The organism is Collinsella sp. AM34-10 (assembly GCF_003469185.1).
Classification (GTDB): Bacteria; Actinomycetota; Coriobacteriia; order Coriobacteriales; family Coriobacteriaceae; genus Collinsella.
Genome location: NZ_QSIL01000006.1, coordinates 1 through 20009 on the forward strand (window position 1 = coordinate 1; position 20009 = coordinate 20009).

At 58.9% G+C, this 20009-nt stretch carries 17 protein-coding genes and 1 tRNA gene; 1 reads left to right on the top strand and 17 read right to left on the bottom strand.

Features of this window, described 5'->3' with window-relative positions; genetic code table 11:
* Positions 1 to 270 precede the first annotated feature (270 nt).
* The 10 genes from DW823_RS06560 to recJ all read right to left on the bottom strand — a co-directional run bounded on the left by DW823_RS06560 (position 271) and on the right by recJ (position 12004).
* Positions 271 to 879: a helix-turn-helix transcriptional regulator gene (locus tag DW823_RS06560; RefSeq protein WP_118081240.1), complete on the bottom strand. Its 609-nt coding sequence runs from the start codon at positions 877 to 879 to the stop codon at positions 271 to 273.
* A 272-nt stretch (positions 880 to 1151) separates the two neighbouring features.
* Positions 1152 to 1511, bottom strand: coding sequence for a 50S ribosomal protein L20 (rplT, locus tag DW823_RS06565; protein WP_022094123.1), 360 nt, complete (start codon positions 1509 to 1511; stop codon positions 1152 to 1154).
* Positions 1512 to 1557: 46 nt separating this feature from the next.
* Entirely contained in the window at positions 1558 to 1749 is a 192-nt protein-coding gene (rpmI, locus tag DW823_RS06570; protein WP_006234422.1) for a 50S ribosomal protein L35, read from the bottom strand.
* A 32-nt stretch (positions 1750 to 1781) separates the two neighbouring features.
* Positions 1782 to 2351, bottom strand: a complete 570-nt coding sequence (gene infC, locus DW823_RS06575) for a translation initiation factor IF-3 (protein WP_006234423.1) — start codon at positions 2349 to 2351, stop codon at positions 1782 to 1784.
* Positions 2352 to 2599: 248 nt separating this feature from the next.
* A tRNA-Leu gene (locus tag DW823_RS06580) sits at positions 2600 to 2686 on the bottom strand.
* A gap of 39 nt (positions 2687 to 2725) precedes the next feature.
* Positions 2726 to 4159 carry a transglutaminase-like domain-containing protein gene (locus DW823_RS06585; protein WP_118081437.1) on the bottom strand — a complete coding sequence of 478 codons (1434 nt, stop codon included), beginning with the start codon at positions 4157 to 4159 and terminating at the stop codon, positions 2726 to 2728.
* A gap of 350 nt (positions 4160 to 4509) precedes the next feature.
* A complete protein-coding gene (fba, locus tag DW823_RS06590; protein WP_035137086.1) occupies positions 4510 to 5376 on the bottom strand; it encodes a class II fructose-1,6-bisphosphate aldolase in 867 nt (288 codons plus the stop codon).
* 194 nt (positions 5377 to 5570) lie between these two features.
* The gene (locus tag DW823_RS06595; protein WP_118081241.1) at positions 5571 to 6254 is read right to left on the bottom strand and encodes an MBL fold metallo-hydrolase; all 684 of its coding nucleotides are present in this window, start codon (positions 6252 to 6254) and stop codon (positions 5571 to 5573) included.
* 86 nt (positions 6255 to 6340) lie between these two features.
* Positions 6341 to 8701, bottom strand: coding sequence for a bifunctional (p)ppGpp synthetase/guanosine-3',5'-bis(diphosphate) 3'-pyrophosphohydrolase (locus DW823_RS06600; RefSeq protein ID WP_118081242.1), 2361 nt, complete (start codon positions 8699 to 8701; stop codon positions 6341 to 6343).
* A gap of 15 nt (positions 8702 to 8716) precedes the next feature.
* Positions 8717 to 12004: a single-stranded-DNA-specific exonuclease RecJ gene (gene recJ / locus DW823_RS06605; RefSeq protein ID WP_118081244.1), complete on the bottom strand. Its 3288-nt coding sequence runs from the start codon at positions 12002 to 12004 to the stop codon at positions 8717 to 8719.
* A gap of 274 nt (positions 12005 to 12278) precedes the next feature.
* On the opposite strand from recJ, the gene DW823_RS06610 reads away from it, so the two are divergent.
* A complete protein-coding gene (locus DW823_RS06610; RefSeq protein ID WP_118081247.1) occupies positions 12279 to 13277 on the top strand; it encodes a bile acid:sodium symporter family protein in 999 nt (332 codons plus the stop codon).
* 30 nt (positions 13278 to 13307) lie between these two features.
* Here the strand turns inward: DW823_RS06610 and DW823_RS06615 are convergent, their stop codons facing one another.
* From DW823_RS06615 to DW823_RS06645, 7 genes are all read right to left on the bottom strand, one after another.
* Positions 13308 to 14105, bottom strand: coding sequence for a DUF4931 domain-containing protein (locus DW823_RS06615; protein ID WP_118081249.1), 798 nt, complete (start codon positions 14103 to 14105; stop codon positions 13308 to 13310).
* Between the two features lie 3 nt (positions 14106 to 14108).
* On the bottom strand, positions 14109 to 14786 hold the full coding sequence (locus DW823_RS06620; protein WP_118081251.1) for a copper homeostasis protein CutC: 678 nt from the start codon (positions 14784 to 14786) through the stop codon (positions 14109 to 14111).
* A gap of 317 nt (positions 14787 to 15103) precedes the next feature.
* Positions 15104 to 15805 (bottom strand): ABC transporter ATP-binding protein, encoded by a 702-nt coding sequence (locus tag DW823_RS06625; protein WP_035137222.1) that lies wholly within the window; start codon positions 15803 to 15805, stop codon positions 15104 to 15106.
* 12 nt (positions 15806 to 15817) lie between these two features.
* Positions 15818 to 16678, bottom strand: coding sequence for an ABC transporter ATP-binding protein (locus tag DW823_RS06630; protein WP_055287178.1), 861 nt, complete (start codon positions 16676 to 16678; stop codon positions 15818 to 15820).
* Complete coding sequence (locus tag DW823_RS06635) at positions 16668 to 17747, bottom strand: branched-chain amino acid ABC transporter permease (protein ID WP_117635469.1); 1080 nt, start codon at positions 17745 to 17747, stop codon at positions 16668 to 16670. Before DW823_RS06635 ends, DW823_RS06630 begins: the two co-directional genes overlap by 11 nt.
* 9 nt (positions 17748 to 17756) lie before the next feature.
* Positions 17757 to 18638 carry a branched-chain amino acid ABC transporter permease gene (locus DW823_RS06640; protein WP_040358647.1) on the bottom strand — a complete coding sequence of 294 codons (882 nt, stop codon included), beginning with the start codon at positions 18636 to 18638 and terminating at the stop codon, positions 17757 to 17759.
* A gap of 139 nt (positions 18639 to 18777) precedes the next feature.
* Positions 18778 to 19965: an ABC transporter substrate-binding protein gene (locus DW823_RS06645; RefSeq protein WP_117821258.1), complete on the bottom strand. Its 1188-nt coding sequence runs from the start codon at positions 19963 to 19965 to the stop codon at positions 18778 to 18780.
* Positions 19966 to 20009: the final 44 nt, after the last annotated feature.

Here is a 20009-nt window from a genome sequence, read left to right on the forward strand (position 1 = left end):
CACTGAATGTGTCCATCCTCGCAGTATCCGGTTCTCAAGGTGCACGCCTTGCGGCTCATCCGGTCCCACCGGGCCGCGCGGCAAGGAGATATATTGCCAGACCGGAGGGGCCCCGGGGGCGGGAATCTGGGCCTCCACGGTTCCTACACAAATGAGGATGGGACCTTCTCTGTGAGAGACTAGAAAGAACAGGGCCGCGGCCCCCCTATTAGAGCGGCCCTTCGGTTTTCCAACGGTTAAGCTTCGGCCGCATTAATGGCTGTATACCCATTAGAAATGGGACATAGCAGCGTTAACGAGTTCAAAAACGATTAGTCCAATAAGAGCCGCTGCGGCAAACTTGATGGCATTCGCAAGCTGTGGATGCTCGTAAGCCCAGCCCGTCCTCGTCTCTTCGCTGTCCGCCTTCTTTCCGTCCAAGAAGTCGGATATCTCTTGATACGTCACCAAATCATTCTTCTTCTTGATATGTTCCGCTGCAAGCGCGCAGCACATTGCGCCAGCACCAAAGACGCCTGCCAACACCATCGTCGGAACGCACTGGACCATCCCCCACCCGTGGTTTTGTTGCCACATGAGCCAGGCCATAGAGACGGTAAACGCAAGAAGCCCAGCCAACATCCCCGCACCCAAGCGATAGAGCGTGCCCCTATCGCGTTCAACCCTTTCTCTAATTATTGAAATGTCGCCTTTAACAAGCTCGTCAATCGTTACATCCAGTTGTTCAGACAGCAGTAGGAGACTCTGGATGTCGGGGTACGTTTTACCGCGCTCCCAATTACTGATGGTCTGACGTGTTACAAAAATGCGCCTTGCAAGATCCTCCTGGGACAAACCAGCATCGAGTCGATACTGTTTAAGGTGTTTTGGCAGCTGCATGGCGTTCCCTTCGAATGCATCTCAACTCTTATTGGGCGGCTACACAACAGAAGCCGGCAAGCAAAGCGTAATCCCAAAATCAAACCCATACGGATGGCTGCGCGCAGATTAGAGTGTCAAAAATCTTTGACACATACGCTACCTGCTCTTTCTTGCAACTCGGACGCTATCGAATTGATCGGTTTGGCTACGTCCCAAATCGATCACATCCCTAATCAATCAAAAAGGGGCGCTTCCGGATTGGAAGCGCCCCTTTAAGATGCAAGAAGCAATTAAGCCTCGAGAGCCTTCTTGGCAATGGCAGCCAGCTCGTTGAAGGACTCGATGTCCTCGTAAGCCATCTGAGCCAGAACCTTGCGGTCGAGCTCGATGCCGGCAACCTTCAGGCCGTGCATGAACTGAGAGTAAGAGATGTCGTTCAGGCGAGCGGCAGCGTTGATGCGGGTGATCCAGAGAGAGCGGATTTCGCGCTTCTTGTTGCGGCGATCACGATACTGATACTGCAGGGAGTGCTGGACCTGCTCTTTAGCATGCTTGTAAGTACGCGAAGCGGCACCGTAGTAACCCTTCGCACGGTGCATAACGGTACGGCGCTTCTTCTTGGCGGCAACAGCGCGCTTAATACGTGCCATGTTCTATCAACTCCTAGACGGTAAAACGAAAAACGGGAACGCGAACTTAGGCGAGACGCGACTTGATGACCTTGCGGTCGGCAGCGGCGATCTCGGTCTCCTGACGGAAGCCGCGCTTACGCTTGGTGGACTTCTTGCTCAGGATGTGGCTCTTGAAAGCCTTGGCGCGCATAAGCTTGCCGGTGCCAGTCTTGCGGAAACGCTTCTTGGTGCCGCTGTGGGACTTCATCTTAGGCATGAAATACTCCTTAATCGGTTACAGAACACTAGTTACTTGGTATCGCTTGCCGCTTTATCCTCATCGAAGGCGCCCTTAATCGGGGCGAGCAGCATAAGCATGTTACGGCCTTCCATCTTAGGCTTGGACTCGACCGTAGCGTAAGGCTTGAGATCCTCGGCGAGACGCTCGAGAACGTTAAGACCCTGCTCCGGGTGAGCCATCTCACGGCCGCGGAACATGATGGTGATCTTAACGCGTGCGCCCTTCTTGAGGAAACGCAGAACGTGGCCCTTCTTGGTCTCGTAATCGCCAACGTCGATCTTGGGTCGGAACTTCATTTCCTTGACCTCGACCTTAGACTGGTTCTTACGAGCGGCCTTGGCCTTCATGGCCTGCTGGTACTTGAACTTACCGTAGTCCATGACCTTGCAGACCGGCGGCTCCGCGTTGGGAGCGATCTCGACCAGGTCGAGACCCTGATCGTCAGCGACGCGCTGGGCATCGCGGATGGCGAACAGGCCGAGCTGAGAGCCATCGACGCCAATCAAACGGCACGAAGATGCAGTGATCTCGTCGTTGATGCGGGTGTCATCAGACTTAGCTATTTTCCCTACCTCCATTCATAAAAAAATAACCCGGCGCTTCTTTGCAACCAGGTCGTACACATAGACATCCTCGATACGAGGAAGGGAATCTAAGTTGTATGACCAGTCAGCTGCTCATTGGCGCCAAAAGGTGGGAACCCTCGGGTTCCTCTTTAGGGCATTGCGGGAACAACGCCTTGCGAATAATAACACGTATAGTGCGCTATCACATTACGTACACGAAAAAGGGGGTCTTGACCCCCTTGAACGCTCAGTTGCATGTATGGTGCCCGAGGCGAGACTCGAACTCGCACGTTGTTGCCAACGGTGGATTTTGAGTCCACTGCGTCTGCCAATTCCGCCACTCGGGCACGTAATGCGTGAGTTAGTTTATCACAGCTTTCTGTTGATTAGTCCGAAAATGGAACTTCGAGCATTTCGATGAGTTCGACCGTGCGGAGCATCTCACGCTGACGGCATCCGCGACCGTCGACCGAAGCCTCACCCATCTGGTTATCGTAAGGGTCCTCGCGCATGCCGTCGAAAGAGGGCTCAAACTCTGCCTGGAATCGATTGTTGGCCACCATACGCCACGGGTCGAGATTGCCAAAGTAGTGATGGCGGCGCCACTCCTCCCCCATCCTGCGAGCAGAAGATCCAAATGACACGTCGGCGTTGAGCCAACCGGTCTGCGGCGTATAGAACTCTGCCCAGTCGTGCGGCCCCACCGAATCGGGCGCAACATACAGGCCGCTCTGCCAACGGGCAGGCACGCCCGCGATACGGCACATGGTGATGAACGTGAGCGCCATAACGCCGCAATCGCCACGGAGCGAATGCGCGCAGTCATCGGCAATAGATCCCAAAAGCAGGTACGGCGGCTGATAGCGATAGTCGATATGCTGCGTCAGGTAATCATAGATAGCACGGGCGCGATCGAGCGGATCCTCGAGTCCGTCAACAACACCGGCCGTCAGCTGCTGCAGATACGGCGTGAATGCAATGTGCGGACGGTCCTCGGAAATATCTTCGGGCAACGGCGCGTCCATACAGGGATGCGCTGGAAGTGCACCCCCATAGATATCGCGATAAGCGGCATCGATTTGATAGCGATAGGTCACCGAGAATGTGCGATCGGTCGAGGAGACCCACGAGGCAGTACGCGCCGAGGCGCTCGCAGGAGCAATGGCCCCCTCCGGCGTCATATCAAGTATCTCGACCTGGGACTGCTGGCGGCAGGCGGCGGCAACGGGAAGCCACGCGCGAACGGTCTCCCCCTCCAAAGCACCGGGGACAGACACGCATGCCTTAAGCGTAATGGTGCGAGACAGCCCGCCCTGCGACTCCATCTCCTCGAGCATCTGGTTGCGCAGCGCAATTCCATCCGCAGAATCGGGACGCAGACCCGGAACCTCCTTGGGATACACGCGCAAAGAATCAAGGAAGTTGTCAAGAACGAACAGCTCGCCATCGATAAAGCGCCAATCGATACGCTTGCGGTCAATCAGGTCGTCAAACTGCTCTTCGGTAAACTCAGGCCACTCCTCGCGGATCATCTCGATAGCCCGATCACGCGACACCGAAAAATGAAGCGGCGTCTCGATCATGCGATACCGCTCGGCGCGAACGCAGGCAGCCAGCGAAGGCTCAGGGTTCTGCTCCAAAAGGCGATCGCAGGCGGCAACAGCCTGCGTCAAATACCCGGCATCCTTAAGACGAAGAATCTCAGGCGGTAGCCCAATATCGAGATGGCGAAAATCATCACAGCAAACATCAACAGAGCAACCAACAGGACCCTCGTCAATAACCTTCCCATCCGAAGGCAGCACATCAATAACAGCCACACCAAACTCCAAGTCATTCGAACTCCTGGAGTCCATTGTAACGAGATAGAAAGAAAGCCCCAACAAGGGAGCCATCAACGCCGCTGAACGGTACCTATAAAAATGAATTCAGCCCAGTAACCCTGTAGCGAGTTAACAAAGGAGGCCCCGTTCACCCGGAGCTTTTCCCATTGCGCGACTTCTGGCGAAGCCAGTAGCCACCTTAATTCAGACTCGTAACCCTGCGGCGATAAACGAAGGAAGCCCCGTCCCCCGGAACTGTTTCCTTGGCGCGACTTCTGGCGAAGCCAGGTGAGCGCAAAGGAAACAGTGTAGGGGGACGGGGCTTCCGGCGGGAAGTTTAGCGACGCTTACGCCTTGTTGACGGAGCCAAACTCCTCCATGAGCTCCTTGGTGCGGGCAACGATGTTGTCGCGGCCAGGCTTGAGGAGCTTGCGGGGGTCAAAGCCCTTGCCCTGCTGATCCTTGCCAGCCTCGATGTACTCGCGAACGCCCTTGGCGAAGACGAGCTGCAGGTCGGTGTTGACGTTGATCTTGGAGATACCCAGGGAGATGGCCTTCTTGATCTGATCCTCGGGGATGCCGGTGCCACCGTGCAGGACGAGGGGCAGGTCGCCGGTCTGGGCCTTAATCTCGCCCAGACGCTCGAAGGAAAGGCCAGCCCAGTCGGCAGGGTACACGCCGTGGATGTTGCCGATACCGCAGGCGAGGAAGTCGACGCCCAGGTCAGCGATCTGCTTGCACTCAGCAGGATCAGCGAGCTCGCCGCTGGAGGTCACGCCGTCCTCGGTGCCGCCGATGCCGCCGACCTCGGCCTCGATGGACATGCCCTTGGAGTGGGCAAGCTCAACGAGCTCCTTGGTGCGGTCGAGGTTAAGCTGGAAGGTCTCCTCGTGAGAGCCGTCATACATGATGGACGTAAAGCCGGCCTCGATGCACTTGAAGCAGTCCTCGTAAGAACCGTGATCGAGGTGAAGGGCGACGGGAACGGTAACGCCCGTGGCCTCGACGGCAGCCTTGACCATGTCGGCGCAGACCTTGAAACCGCCCATCCACTTGGCGGCACCAGCGGTGCACTGAAGGATCAGCGGAGACTTGGCCTCCTCGGCGGCCTGGAGAATAGCCAGGGTCCACTCGAGGTTGTTGGTGTTGAAGGCACCGAGACCGTACTTGCCGGCCTCGGCCTTCTTGAGCATGTCTGCTGCGTTGACGAGCATAAAAGAAACCTCCTGTAAGGTTGCTCCGATAACGCCTGAGATTTTACCACGGCGCACCCGAGCATAAACGTTCGTTTGTTCACGAATATCGTCCAAACAGACTTTTTTTAACCGTTTGCCCTACGGAATCGACCCGTTGGGGAAAATAGCTTGACGTTTGGACGTTCCTCGTGCTTCGGAAGCTGACTATAAAGCTACACCTGCATGAAAGGGTTCTGCATGAGCTCGCGTGCCATGGTGGTCGAATCGCCATGACCGGTTAGGCAAACGGTATTGGGCGGGAGAAGCCGGGCGAGCTTGGAGAGCGAGCGCAGAATCGCCGCCTCGTCTCCTCCAGAAAGATCGGTACGGCCGTGCCCGCCGGGAAAGAGCGTGTCCCCCACGAAAGCAATATTTCCCTGCTCTGTTGCGGCGAATAGAACGATGCCCCCCGGCGTATGCCCAGGCACCTCGATAACCTGCAGACAAATGTCGCCTAGTTCAATGGTATCGCCCTCGGCAAGCAGCCGCGTCGGCTCGCCTGGATCGGGCGTCTCGATGCCCCACATCGCTCGCTGTTCCTCGATATTCGCATGCGGCACAGCTGCGTCCTTGCCGCACAGTTCGTACAGGGCGTCAGCGCCAACGGCGGCACGAACTCCAGCGACACCGCCAACATGGTCGGCATGACCATGCGTGCAGACGGAACCGAGCACTTGCACATCAGGGCGTTCGGCTCGGATATGCGCAACGAGGCTTTCGCCTTCCCAAGCGGGATCGATAATCAAGCATTCGCCACTCGAAATAACGGCGTAACTGTTGGTCTGGATGGGGCCGTTTACAAGCGCCTCAATCGAAGCCGTACCCCGAGGAGTTAAGTCCAAAGCCGCAGCGTCCATGCGTGCGCCCTCTTTCTATAAACGTCGAGGCACCAAACGATGCCTCGAACGTAGCCAATATCATTACTGTCGCGCGCTCGTTACGCCTATACGCGACGCTTGAGCTGAGCCCCACCCTCGCCAGGCATCAAACGGCGTGCGTCATAGACCGAGTCGACGCTGCTAATGGATGCCAGTAGCGGATCCAGGCCGCTCGCATCCGAAATCTCGACCATAAAGCGCAGGGTTGCAATACCCTCGCGGTTAGTCGAGGTGGCGGCGGAAAGAATATTGCCGCCTGCATCGCCAATGGCGATGGTGACGTCCTTGAGCAGGCCCATGCGGTCCAGGCACTCGACCACAATCTCGACCTGGAAAAGCGTATCGGCAGCACCATCCCACTCTACGTCAATCATGCGCTCGGGATGCTCCATGAGGCCCTTGACGTTGGGGCAGTTGGCGCGATGTACCGAGACGCCTCGGCCGCGCGTGATAAAGCCGACGATATCGTCGCCCGTTACCGGATTGCAGCAATGCGCTAGACGAACTAGCAGGCCGCTGTTGCTCTCGCCCTTGACGATAATGCCGTTACTTGCGCTCTTGCCACGCTTTTGCGGCTTGCGATTGGAGCCGCGGGCAGGCTGCTTGACGACCTCGGCGATGGCCTCGGCCTTGGTGAGCTGTTCCTCGGGTTTGGGGTCCAAGATTTGCTCGACTTTATTGCCCACGGCGCGTGGGGCGACTTTGCCCGCGCCAACGGCTGCGAACAGGTCCTCGAGCTGCTTGTAGTTAAACTGCTCCGCCACGGCATTGAGCGCACGCGTGGATCGCGGCGTAGAGATGCCGTACCCGCGCTTACGCAGGTCCTTGGCCAGTATATCGCGACCGGCCGCAGCGTCATCGTCTTTGGTCGCGGCGGCGAAGTAACGGCGAATCTTTGACTTGGCCGAAGGCGTCTTGACGATCTTGAGCCAATCGCGCGACGGCTTAGAACTCTTGTTGGTCAAAATCTCGACACGGTCACCCGTCTTGATTTCGTGCGTGAGCGGCGCCACCACACCGTTGATCTTGGCGCCGACGCAGTGGTTACCGACCTCGGTATGAACGGCGTAGGCAAAGTCGAGCGGTGTAGAGCCGGCACGAAGCGCCATGACCTCGCCCTTGGGCGTAAAGACAAAAATTTCCTGGTCGAACAAGTCGACCTTCAGCGAATGCAGGTATTCCTTGGCATCGGTGATCTCATCAGACGCAGCCCAATCGAGCGAATGTTTGAGCCAGTTAATCTGGTCGTCCAGACGCTGGGCATCATTGGTCTTAGACGCAGACGATCCGCCCGACTTCTTATAGAGCCAGTGGGCGGCAATGCCGTACTCTGCCTGCTCGTGCATCTCATAGGTTCGAATCTGAATCTCAAGCGGGCGGGCCGTGGGGCCGATAACCGTCGTATGGAGTGACTGGTAGTTATTGACCTTGGGCATGGCGATATAGTCTTTAAAGCGACCGGGCATGGGATGCCACAAGGTATGCACGGCACCAAGCGTGGAATAGCAATCGCGCACCGAATGAGTGATGACGCGCAGCGCCACCAGGTCGTAAATCTCGGAGAACTCCTTGCCCTTGCGCTTCATCTTTTGATAGATGGACCAATAGTGCTTGGAACGACCGTTGATCTGAAAGCCCTCAAGACCAATGCGATTGAGCTCATCAGTGAGCGTCTTGATGGTCTCGGCCAGATAACGCTCGCGAACCTCGCGCGACTCGGCCACCATGCGCGCGATGCGCTGGTAGGCATCGGGCTCCAAGTAGAAGAAGGACAGGTCCTCGAGCTCCCACTTGATTGAGCTCATGCCCAGGCGGTCGGCCAGAGGCGCGTATACGTCCATGGTCTCGCGCGCCTTAAACAGACGGCGGTCCTCGCGCAGGGCGGCAAGCGTGCGCATGTTATGCAGGCGGTCGGCGAGTTTGACGATGATGACGCGGATGTCCTTGGACATGGCGAGGAACATCTTACGCAGCGTGAGGGCCTGCTTCTCGTCCATGCTGTCTACTTCGATGTTGGTGAGCTTAGTCACGCCATCGACGAGCTCGGCCACCGTATCACCAAACAGGCCGGAAACATCGGTAAGCGAGGTCTCGGTATCCTCGACGGTATCGTGCAACAGCGCGGCGCACACCACATCGCAGTCCATCTTAAGATCGGCCAAAATGATGGCAACCTCGACGGGATGGTTAATGTACATCTCGCCCGAGCGCCGCTTTTGGTTGCAGTGCTTCTCGGCAGCAAAGCAGTAGGCCTGCTCCACCTTGGAGAAGTCGTCCTCGTTCATATATTTGAGGCACAGACGCTCCAGCTTGTCGTAGCTGTCCGCCATAATCTCGGGCGGCAGCTCATCGGCATGCTTATAGTGCTCCATCTCCGAAAACGGCTGGAGGGTGGAATCATGGGCGGTACGGGCTGCGGCATCCATCGAGGTCCCCTTCCCCTAGGCCCGCGGTACGATCGGGCGGTTAACTTTGGCTAGCATATCAGAAGCGCACGAATCGAGTGCCCAGCTCCGAAAAGCCGTGAACTCCATGCGCGAGCGCAAGCCCTCCAAATAGCGAATTGACCTGCTTAATTGCACGCGACCGGGGTTTTCCGCCATCGCGATGCGACGCGTATCGTCAAACCCCGAAACGCGGCAGAAACCGAGTTCTTCGAAGATTCCCAGGCCGCTTTCCACTGAGCGCTCGTCGACCGGCGTGCGGGCATCGATGGCAAGACACATCTGCGCAATGTCGATATCGCTCGCGCAGAATGAATCGTCCCCCGTCTTGCCACGGTTGGAGCGCCACATGGTCTGCAGCGCTCGATAGAGCGTGACAAGCTCATCGCGCTCGGGCGCGTAACAATCGAGCAGGCGCTCATTAATACGAGCGTCACGCGACGAATAGAGCAGGTGAATCATGGCGGGCTGTCCATCGCGGCCGGCACGACCACTCATCTGGTTAAACTCAATCGCACCAAACGGCATGTGGTAGAGCACGACATGACGGATATCGGGCAGGTTGACGCCCTCACCGAAGGCCGAAGTTGAAACGATGCAGCTGAGACTTCCGTCTCTAAAGGCTTCCTCGACACGGCGGCGATCGGAGCGCGCAAGCCCGGCGTTATAGAACGCAATATGAGTCGCGCAGTCGGGCACGCGTTTGCGCAACGTCTTGGCAAGCGCCACGGACTGGTCGCGCGAGTTCACGTAGATAACGGTCTTCTCCCCCGTCGCCACGATCGACACCAGGCGATTTTCGCGGCTCGCAAGGTCACGGTCGTCCTCGAGTTGTAGGTTCTCGCGAACGGTCTCGTCGACCACCGTCCTGGTAATCGGCAATACACGAGCAAGCTCCGCCACGACTGGGGCCGTCGCGGTAGCCGTTGCCGCCATGACAACGGGATCGCCCAGGGCTTTGAGAATATCGGGCATGTCGAGGTAGGCGCTCCGGTCGCCGCCTTTGGCAAGACCGGCATGGTGTGCCTCATCGATAACGACAAAGCCAATACGTCCAGAACGCGCAAAGCGATCGCGATGGATAGACAGGAACTCCGGCGTCGTGAGAACGATGCCGGTGCGGCCCGAAGCCAGGCCGGCAAACACGTCATCGCGCGCCGCCTCCACGGTCTCGCCGGTCAGCACGCCAACGCCAATGCCGAGCGCGGCCATCGTCGAGGAAAGGTGATAGGCCTGGTCGGCAACGAGTGCGCGCAGCGGATAGACAAAGATGCTCGCACGCCCGCGAAGGACTGCCTCGCGTGCGGCATGTACATGAAAAATCAGAGACTTGCCGCGACCCGTTCCCATAACGGCCAAAACGCTCTGGTGGTCGGCCAGGGCGTCAAGCGCCTCGACCTGTGCGCGGTGCGGCTGGTTCGATCCGATAAAGCTGTGAATGAGCGAGCGCGTGAGCTCGGTATAGGAAAGCTGAGCGAGCGTTTCGCGTTTACGCGACTCCAGGCGCAGGCCAGAATCCGCCGGTTGTACGCCGCGGCGAAGCTCACATGCCGGATCGTCAATATTGGGCGCCGTGGCATCGCGCACCAAGACATCTTTGATCATGAGTTTGGGCTTCACGCGCCCCTGCCAATGCTCGGCAACGGCCTCGAACACCAAGTCGACGGCGCTGTCGCAATTGATAAGCCTGTCGATCTGCGGCACACGAAACATGATGGCCGGCACACTTGCGGCGCCATCCGTCGCCACGAAACGCATATGCTCGCCGGTCTTACCCACCACGGCGCGGTCACACATCGTCACACCCTCGGCAGCCAGCAGCGGCACCTTATTACCCTGGCCAAACGGCTCAAGGCGGGAAATCTGCTCGATGGTCTCGATATTCAATTCGGAAAGGTCGACCGTGGCGGCAACCTCGTCGGTGTCCTCAAAGTCCTCGGCGGGAAGCTCGGACAACACGGCGGAAAGACGTCGACGAAACTCATCGAGCTTAGACGCCTCGATGGTCACGCCCACCGCACCGGCATGCCCGCCGCGGCGAATCAGCAGGTCGGAGCAGCGCTCGACGGCTTCGAACAGGTTGACTTTGCCCACCGAGCGGCCCGAGCCACGCGCTATACCGTCCTCGATAGAGAAAAGCAGCGCCGGCACGTGATATCGGTTGGTGAGGCGGCTCGCCACGATGCCCTTAACGCCCTCGTGCCAGCCTTCTCCGCCCACGACAATCGCGCGCCCGCCGTCATAGGTCTCCTCGACCTTTGCCATGGCATCGCGCGTGAGCTCCGCCTCGATCTCGCGACGCTGGCGGTTGATCTCCTCGAGCTCGGCCGCCAGCGCGCTTGCCTCGATAGGATCATGGGCAAGCAGCAGGTCGAGCGCCAGCTTGGGATCAGCCATGCGGCCGGCGGCGTTTAAGCGGGGAATGAGCGAGAACGACAGGCCGTCGGCCGTAATGGTAGAAAGGTCGGCCTTGGCGAGCGCTGCAAGCGCGATGTAGCCGGGACGAGCCGTCACGCGCATCTGCTGGATACCCTCGGCGACCAGAGCGCGATTCTCGGGCGTCAATGGCATCATGTCGGACACGGTGCCCAGCGCCGCGACCTCTATCAGCGAACGCCAATACGACGGCTTGCCCAAACGCTCGCCCAGGACCTGCACCAGCTTGAGCGCCACGCCAGCACCGGCGAGCTCGCGCGAGGGGCCCTTGTCCTCGAGTTTAGGGTCGGTCAGGGGCACGCCCTGCGGCACCTGATCGGAGGGCTCGTGATGGTCCGTGACCACCAAATCGATCCCCAGGCTCTCCAGATAGGAAACCTCTTCTTTGGCGGCAATGCCGTTATCGACGGTCACGATCAGCTGGGGACGAGCGAGCTCGTTAACGCGGTCGAGCGCCGCGCGCGAAAGACCATAACCCTCGTCAAAGCGGTGCGGGATAAACGGTGTGACATCGGCGCCAAACGTCCGCAGCGCCTCGGTCAACAGACAAGTCGACGTAATGCCGTCGACGTCAAAATCGCCGAAGACCGCAATGTGCTCGTTGTTGCGAATAGCACGCTCGACGCGGTCGGCAACGACCGACATGCCCGGGATAATGAGTGGGTCGGCCCAGTCGCGATCGAGCGAAGGCGTCAAAAATAGCTGTCCTTCCTCAATCGAGGCAATACCGTGCGCGACCATAATGCGCGCCACCAGTCCGGGAATACCCAGACCAGCCGAAAGCTCCTTTTCGAGCCCGGGGTTTTGCTGAGCGACCGCCCAGCGATGCGTCGTCTTAAGCGATGACATAGGCGCCCACCCCCGATAGGGGCAGGTCGCCGCGATACCTCTCACGGTTCATAGCGATGAGTCCTCTGTGTATGCCCGCTTCGGCAGGCAGATCTGTTGAACGGATTTATTATACCGTGCGGCACGGACGCAGAACCTCGCAGCGCGCCGCGGTTTCGGTAAACGATGACGGTAATAGCCTCGAAATAATCGAGCGTTTCAGCCGCACGGACGCATACGAGCGTCTAGCATATCCATACAAACGAGTTCGCGGATAAAGGGAGTCACGGGACATATGAAGCAATGGGCTGGACTGGGCAAGTTTCTCGCGGGGCATATGCAGATCATCGTTCCGATTTGCGTGGCGCTCGGCGTGCTCTTTCCCCAGCAGATCGGCGTGCTCAAGCCCATTGTTCCCGCCCTCTTCGCCTTTATGACGTTCCAAGGCGCGCTCAGTAACACCTTCCACCAGGTCGCTGAGGTGTTCCGCCGTCCCCTGCACCTGATTTTGGCACTGCTCGTCTCGGCGGTGCTCATTCCCATAGCAGCCTATGCCATAGGGTCACTCTTCTTTGGCTCCAACCCCAACCTTGTCTGCGGCATCGTGCTCGAGTACAGCGTACCCGTAGCAGTCACTGCCTTTATGTGGATTAGCATGTTCGGCGGCAACGGCCCGCTCGCGCTCACCATTATCCTGACGTCCTCGGTTATCTCGCCTGTGACGATTCCGCTCACGCTGAAGCTCTTGCTGGGTGCCACCGTCTCGATTGATGTGCCGAGCATGATGCAAGACATGGCCTTTATGATCGCCATCCCCGCCGTGCTCGGCATCGTCATTAACGAGCTCACGCGCGGATGGGGGCACGAAAAACTCTCCCCCGCGCTTTCGCCCGCCTGCAAGTTCATGATGATGGGTGTTATCGCGTCCAACTCCACCGCCATGAGCGAGTACGTGCTGCACATGAACGCAGTGCGCCTGGAAGTCGCCCTCTTTATTCTGGCGTTCGCCATCAGCGGCTTTGTCGTCGGTTTTCTGGTCGCCCGCGCGCTCCATCTGCCATATAACGAGACGACTACCATGTGCTTTACCTGCGGCATGCGTAACATCTCTTCGGGCGCCGTCATCGCCACGCAGTACTTTCCGAGCGAAGTCGTGTTTCCCGTCATGTGCGGAACGCTGTTTCAGCAGATACTCGCCTCGCTTATCGGACATCTCTTTGAGCGTCTGACCGGCGAGGAGCGCGCCGCCCAGCGCAAGCGGGTCGAGGCCGGCCGCGATGCCATGGCACGCTAGACTGTCCGCATTACGCGGGTGTTAGTCTTGCTATACGAGCGTTTCCAGATGCGCACGCAGGCGCTCAGCATCGATATCGAGCGTTGTCTCGGCATTGACCTGGGCCAAACGATAGCCGACAAAGTAGGGCGAAACCACCCAACGCGGCAGCGCCTTGGCAATGGTCCGACCGCCCAGGTGATAGAAGAACAAGTTGTACGACTCTGCGCGACCACCGTGGTGCTCGTTCAGGATATAGCGCAGAGCCACCTGGATCGCATCGGCGAAGAGATCTGCCTCGGCTTGGTCTCTTGTGTCATCGCTGGCGGCAATTCCCTGCGGGGCTGAAACGTTGACCTCAAAGAACCCCATGATCGGTTCGGTTGAGATGTTGGCCGCGATTCTCCCCTGTTGCCAGACATTGATGCCTTCGAAATTGGCGGAAGTCAACGAAGCATAGCCGTCTTCCTGCTCCAAACCCACAATCTGCATGTGCGGATGAACGAGACTACCGCCCGAGAGAGGACCCTTGTTCTTGTACATGAGCACGCTTCGATACTGCTGTGAATCGATCATCTGCTGCCAGCAATCCAGGGCAAACCTCATCACATGGTGGAGTTCATCTGGCTCATAGGTCGCCAGGTCGGCATCGTGATCGGCTGACTCGATCAGCACGGTTTGACGGGTGACGCGCAGGGTTTTGAACTTATTCTCGAGCCAGATGCAGTCGCCGTCGCGCCGGATGATATTGGCGAGTCCCTCGGTATCGCAAAAGGGGCACGCGGTGCCAGGGCGCCGGTTGTCGTCGGGCTTGCCGCTCGCCTGCTGAACGTCAAATACCAGCGCCACGGGTTACGCCTCCAGCGGCACGATCTTGGTGCCATGGAGCTCGGAGACGCCCAATGCCGCCGCCACGGTATCGCGGTTGGCCGTGGAAATGCCGCCGCCGGGAAGGATGGTCAGGCGGTCGCCCGCATACTCGACAAGACGCGATAGGTGCTCCAGATTGTCCTCGATCGGCGTTCCGGCAGCACCACCATGCGTCAGGATACGCGTGATGCCACAGTCGGCGAGCGTGTCGACAGCATCGATCTGAGTCTCGGGCGAGAGCTGGTCAAACGCCATGTGGAAGGTGATGTCAAGGGACTCGCGCTTGCACTCCTCGGTCGCGCAGCCCGCGGCCATCACGAGGGCGCCGAGTGTAAGTTCATCGAGCGCCCATCCGCCGGCACAAGGCTTGCAGCAGCCAAAGACCAAGCCGTCGGCGCCGGCGCTCACGGCAAGACCCAAGTCCATCTCCATCATGCGCAGCTCGTCCTGGTTGTAATGAAAGTCGCCACCACGCGGACGAATCATGCACATCACCTGTGCGTCATGCTCGTGAGCGTAGCTGACTGTAGCGCTGATAACGCCGGCGGAAGGCGTGGTGCCACCGACGGCGAGGTTGTCACACAGCTCAATGCGCCCCGCACCGGCCTCGATGGCCGCCGGCACTCGCTCAAAGTTCTCGGCACAAAACTCGTACAGCATAGATAGACCCCCAGATGACGCTTCTATTTCCACGCGGCATTGTCGCACGCCCCCATGAAGTTGCGGTGGAATAGGGACTGTTTTGGCCTCTGAGGCTCCCATTTAGTCCCTATTCCACCGCAACATAAAGGGGGCAGAACCAAAGTAACGCCGCAGGCAGAGGACGGACAGCGAGCGGGCACCAGAGCGAACAAATTGGCATGAAAAGAGGACGGCATAGACCTTCTGGTCATGCCGCCCTCTTTGAATGACAAGTTGTCGCTCTGGTGCCCGCGCAGCGTCGGCTGGTCCGCCGTTCGGCAGAACGGCGGAACCGCCTAACCGCCCAGATAGGCCTTACGCACGTTGTCGTCGTGCAGCAGCTCTTGGCCGGTGCCGGTCATGGTGATCTTGCCGGTCTCGAGCACGTAGCCGCGTGTGGCGATGGAAAGCGCCATCTGTGCGTTTTGCTCGACCAGGAGCACCGTGGTTCCGGCCTTATGCAGATCCTCGACGATCTGGAAGATCTGCTCAATCAGAATCGGTGCCAAGCCCATAGAGGGCTCATCGAGCATGAGCAGCTTAGGGTTACTCATAAGAGCGCGGCCCATGACGAGCATCTGCTGCTCGCCGCCCGAAAGGGTGCCGGCGACCTGGCGACGGCGCTCCTTCAGGCGCGGGAACTGCTCGTAGACGCGCTCAAGGCCCGGAGCAACCGTGGACTTTGGCTGCGTGTAGGCGCCCATCTCCAGGTTCTCCTCGACCGTCATCTGCAAGAAGGCGCGACGGCCCTCGGGGACCTGAGCCAAGCCCTTGCCCACCAGCTTGTCGGCAGGCGTATGGGTAATGTCCTCGCCCATAAACTTGATGGAGCCGGTCTTGGAACGCAGCAGGCCCGAGACGGTTTTAAGCGTCGTGGACTTGCCGGCACCGTTCGCACCGATCAGAGCCACGATCTCGCCCTCGTTGACGTTAAAGGAGATGTCCTTGATGGCGTGGATGGCGCCGTACCAGACATTGATGTTGTAGACGGAAAGCATCGGCTCTGCCATTTAGTTCTCCCCCTTATCCTGCTTGCCCAGATACGCCTCGATAACAGCGTCGTTGTTCTGGATTTCCTCGGCCGTGCCTTTGGCGATGACCTTACCAAAGTTGAGCACGCAGATACCCTCGCAAATATTCATGACGAGCGACATGTCGTGCTCGATAAGCATGATGGCGATACCAAAGGTGTCGCGAATCTTAACGATGTTCTCCATGAGTTCCGCGGTCTCGGACGGATTCATGCCGGCGGCAGGCTCGTCGAGCAGCAGCAGTTTGGGGTTGGTGGCAAGCGCGCGGACGATCTCCAGACGACGCTGAGCACCGTAAGGCAGCGATCCAGCCTGCTCGTTTGCCAGGTGCTCCATATCAAAGATGGACAGCAGCTCCATTGCACGCTCGTGGGCGGCCTTCTCGTGTTTCCAATACGTCGGCAGGCGCAGCACGCCCTCAAAGCCGGAGTAGCGCTCCTGGTTGTGCAGGCCGACCTTAACGTTATCCTCCACCGTCATGGTGTTGAACAGGCGAATGTTCTGGAAGGTACGGGCAATACCCATGCGGTTGACCTGATAGACCGACTTGCCCGAGGTGTCCTCGCCGTCGAGCAGGATGGTGCCGTGCGTGGGCTGGTACACCTTGGTGAGCAAGTTGAAGACCGTGGTCTTGCCAGCGCCGTTGGGACCAATGAGACCGGCAATCTCGGTCTTACCGATGGTCAGGCTAAAGTCGTCGACTGCCTTAAGGCCACCGAACTCAATGCCCAGGTGAATGCACTCGAGCGCCGGGCGCTCGCCCAGGTCGCGGTCGGGAACGATGGCGCCAGAAGGATAGGGGACCATCTTGCCCTTGTTGAACTCAAATTTACTGGGCATCGGCTGCCACCTCCTTCTTGGAAGCAAAACGGTCCTTGACGCGACCGAAGAACGCCTTGAGCTGCGGGTTGTTGGTAAAGATCATGACCAGGATCAGCACGATGGCGTAGATGAGCATGCGGTAGTCCGAGAACTGACGGAGCAGCTCGGGAAGCACCGTGAGCAACGCCGCCGCGATGACGGAGCCGCGCATATTGCCCAGACCACCCAGGACCACGAACACCAGGATGAGGATGGACGTGTTGAAGTCGAACTTGGTGGCGGAGAGCTGCGAGAAGTTACCGCCGAAGAGAGCTCCGGCAGCACCGGCGAGGGCAGCGGAAACCACGAAGGCGATCATGCGGTACTCGGTGACGGAGATGCCTACGGACTCGGCTGCAATCTTGTTATCGCGCACGGCCATAATGGCACGGCCGGTACGGCTGCGAACCAGGTTGAGCACGATCACGAGCGCGACCATAACCAGGATGGCGCCGGCAAGGAAGGTCGAATAGGTCGACACGCCCGATGCGCCCTGCGCGCCCTTGATGATGGCGGTGCCGTCCTCGAGCAGGTGCAGGTCGTCGATCGTGGAGTTACCCGTGATGTTAAAGATCACATGCAGGCCGCGGGAGTCGACACCCACAATGAGGCAGGTGACGATCTCTTTGATGATCTCGCCAAAGGCCAACGTCACGATAGCCAGGTAATCGCCGCTCAGGCGCAGGACCGGGATGCCAATCAGGAAGCCCAAGATGGCAGCGGCGATAGCGCCGACCACAATGCTGATGACAAGACGTATTGGATCGGAGGGAACGGCACTCTCGAGGGCGACAGCGGTGACGATGCCCGTGTAGGCACCGACACTCATAAAGCCCGCATGGCCCAGCGACAGGTCGCCCGCGATGCCGACGACGAGGTTAAGGGAAATGGCCATGACGATGTAGGCCGTAATGGGAACCAACTGACCGGCGATCATGCGCGGGATCATGTGGTTGGACTGCATAAAGAACACGATGGCAAATGCCACGATGCACATGGCGTACGTGACAAAGTCGTGACGCGTCTGCTTGTCTTTAAGAAACTTCATAACGCTCACCTACACCTTCTCGGGGACGTACTTGCCCAAGAGGCCGGCAGGCTTGACGAGCAGGACGATGATCAAAACACCAAAGACGATGGAGTTGGCAAGGCTCGTGGAAATGTAGGCCTGCGCCATCGCCTCGATGATGCCGATGAGAATGCCGCCGACAAAGGCACCGGGGATGGAGCCGATGCCGCCGAAAACGGCAGCGTCGAAGGCCTTAATGCCAGGCATGGCGCCCGTCGTGGGCTGCAGTACCGGCGAGTAGGAGCACAGCAGCACGCCGGCGATAGCGGCAAGGGCAGAGCCGATGGCAAACGTCATCGAGATGGTGCGGTTGACGTTGATGCCCATGAGCTGAGCGGCGGCCTTGTCCTCGGACACGGCGCGCATGGCCTTGCCCATCTTGGTCTTACCTGTAAAGAACATCAGACCGGCCATGATAACCAGGCAGGCGACGATGGTGACGAGCGAGACGGCGCTTACGTTGAACTTGGCCAAGAACTCCGGCACCGGGAAGGTGACGAGCGAAGTGAAGTTCTTGGGCGTGGCGCCCCACAGGAGCTGCGCGGCGTTCTGCAGGAAGTAGGACACGCCGATGGCCGTGATCAGAACGGCCAGCGGGCCCGCCTGACGCAGCGGCTTGTATGCCAGACCCTCGATGAGAACACCGAGAACCGTGCAGACCACACAGGAGAGAACTACAGATGCCCAGCCCGGGAGGCCGAGATACGACGTGGCGCAGAACGAGACATAGGCACCGACCATGATGACGTCGCCGTGAGCGAAGTTGAGCATCTTGGCGATACCGTAGACCATGGTGTAGCCCAACGCGATGATGGCGTAGACGCTACCCATGGACAGGCCGTTGACCAGGTATTGGATAAAGACCGTCATGTTCCACATCCCCCTTTCAAATAGGTTTCCAGTTGATGTATGAAACAGGGACGTTACATCGTCCCTAGATACCAAGCAAGCAGGGAAGGCCAAAACCTCCCCTGCTTGGGATCAAAACCGCTCTATGTAAGGCGGCCTATTAGGCCTGTACGTACTTGCCGTCGGTAATGACGTACGCCGTCGGGTCCTTCTGGACCTGGCCCTTGTCGTTCCAGGAGAGCTTGCCAGTCAGGCCGTCAACAGTAATGTTGCGCATAGCCTCGGGAAGCTTCTCGGCAACCTCGGTGGGGTCGGCGTCGACACCCAGGCCGGCCTCCTTGAGGGCCTCGACCACAGCATGCACGCCGTCGTAGGCGTCGGCGGCAAACTGGTCGGGGGTATCGCCGTACTTATCCTTGTAGGCGTTGACGAAGTCGGCGTTCTTCTCGTCGTCGGCGGAGAACGGGGTCATGAGCAGCAGACCCTCGGCAAGAGAGGTGTCGAAGCCCTCAACGCCCAGGATGCCATCCATGCCGTCGCAGCCCATCATCTTGACGTCGTAGCCCATGTCCTTGGCGTTCTTGAGCAGGACGGACGCCGGCGTGTAGTAGATCGGCGCAAAGATCATGGTGGCGCCTGCCTGCTTGGCCTTGGTCAGCTGGTTGGTAAAGCTCGTGGCGGAGTCGTCCTTAAAGGTCTCCTCGTCGACAATCTCAAGCTTAGACTTAGCGGCCTGGGCCTTAAAGGAATCTGCGATGCCCGAAGAATAGGCGTCGCCGGAGTTATAGAACAGCACGAACTTCTCGTTCGCATACTTCTGCGCCAGGAACTTGGCAGCGTTGACACCTTGGTTGGGGTCGGTAAAGCAAACCTGGAAGACGCAATCCTTGCCCTTGGTAACGTCCTCGGAGGAAGCGGACGGGGTGATCATGAACGTCTCGGGGTCGTTACCGCACTCTGCGGCAACGGCGACCGACGCACCCGTGGTGGTCGGACCGACGAGGGCCTGCATGCCCCAGTCGAGCAGGGTGTTGAAGGCGTTGACGGCCTTCTCGCCGTCGGCCTGGTCGTCCTCGGCCTTGCTGACAAGCGGCAGCTCCTTAGTCGAGAAATCCTTGCAGCCAAGCTCGACAGCCTGTGTAACGGACTTGCCGTAGGACGCGTTGGCTCCGGTCAGCGGGCCGATGGTGCCAATCTTAAACGAAGCGTCGCCCGACGCGGAACCGCTATCGCCGCCGTTAGAGGAGCAGCCAGCTAGAATAGACATCGCCCCCAGACCTGCTGCGCTCGCGATAACGCTCCTGCGATTCATAACAGGGTTCAATGACTTACCGGTGAGGCTCGACATGCGGCTCTCCTCTCAAATCTCGTCGGGTTTCGGTTACCCGACAG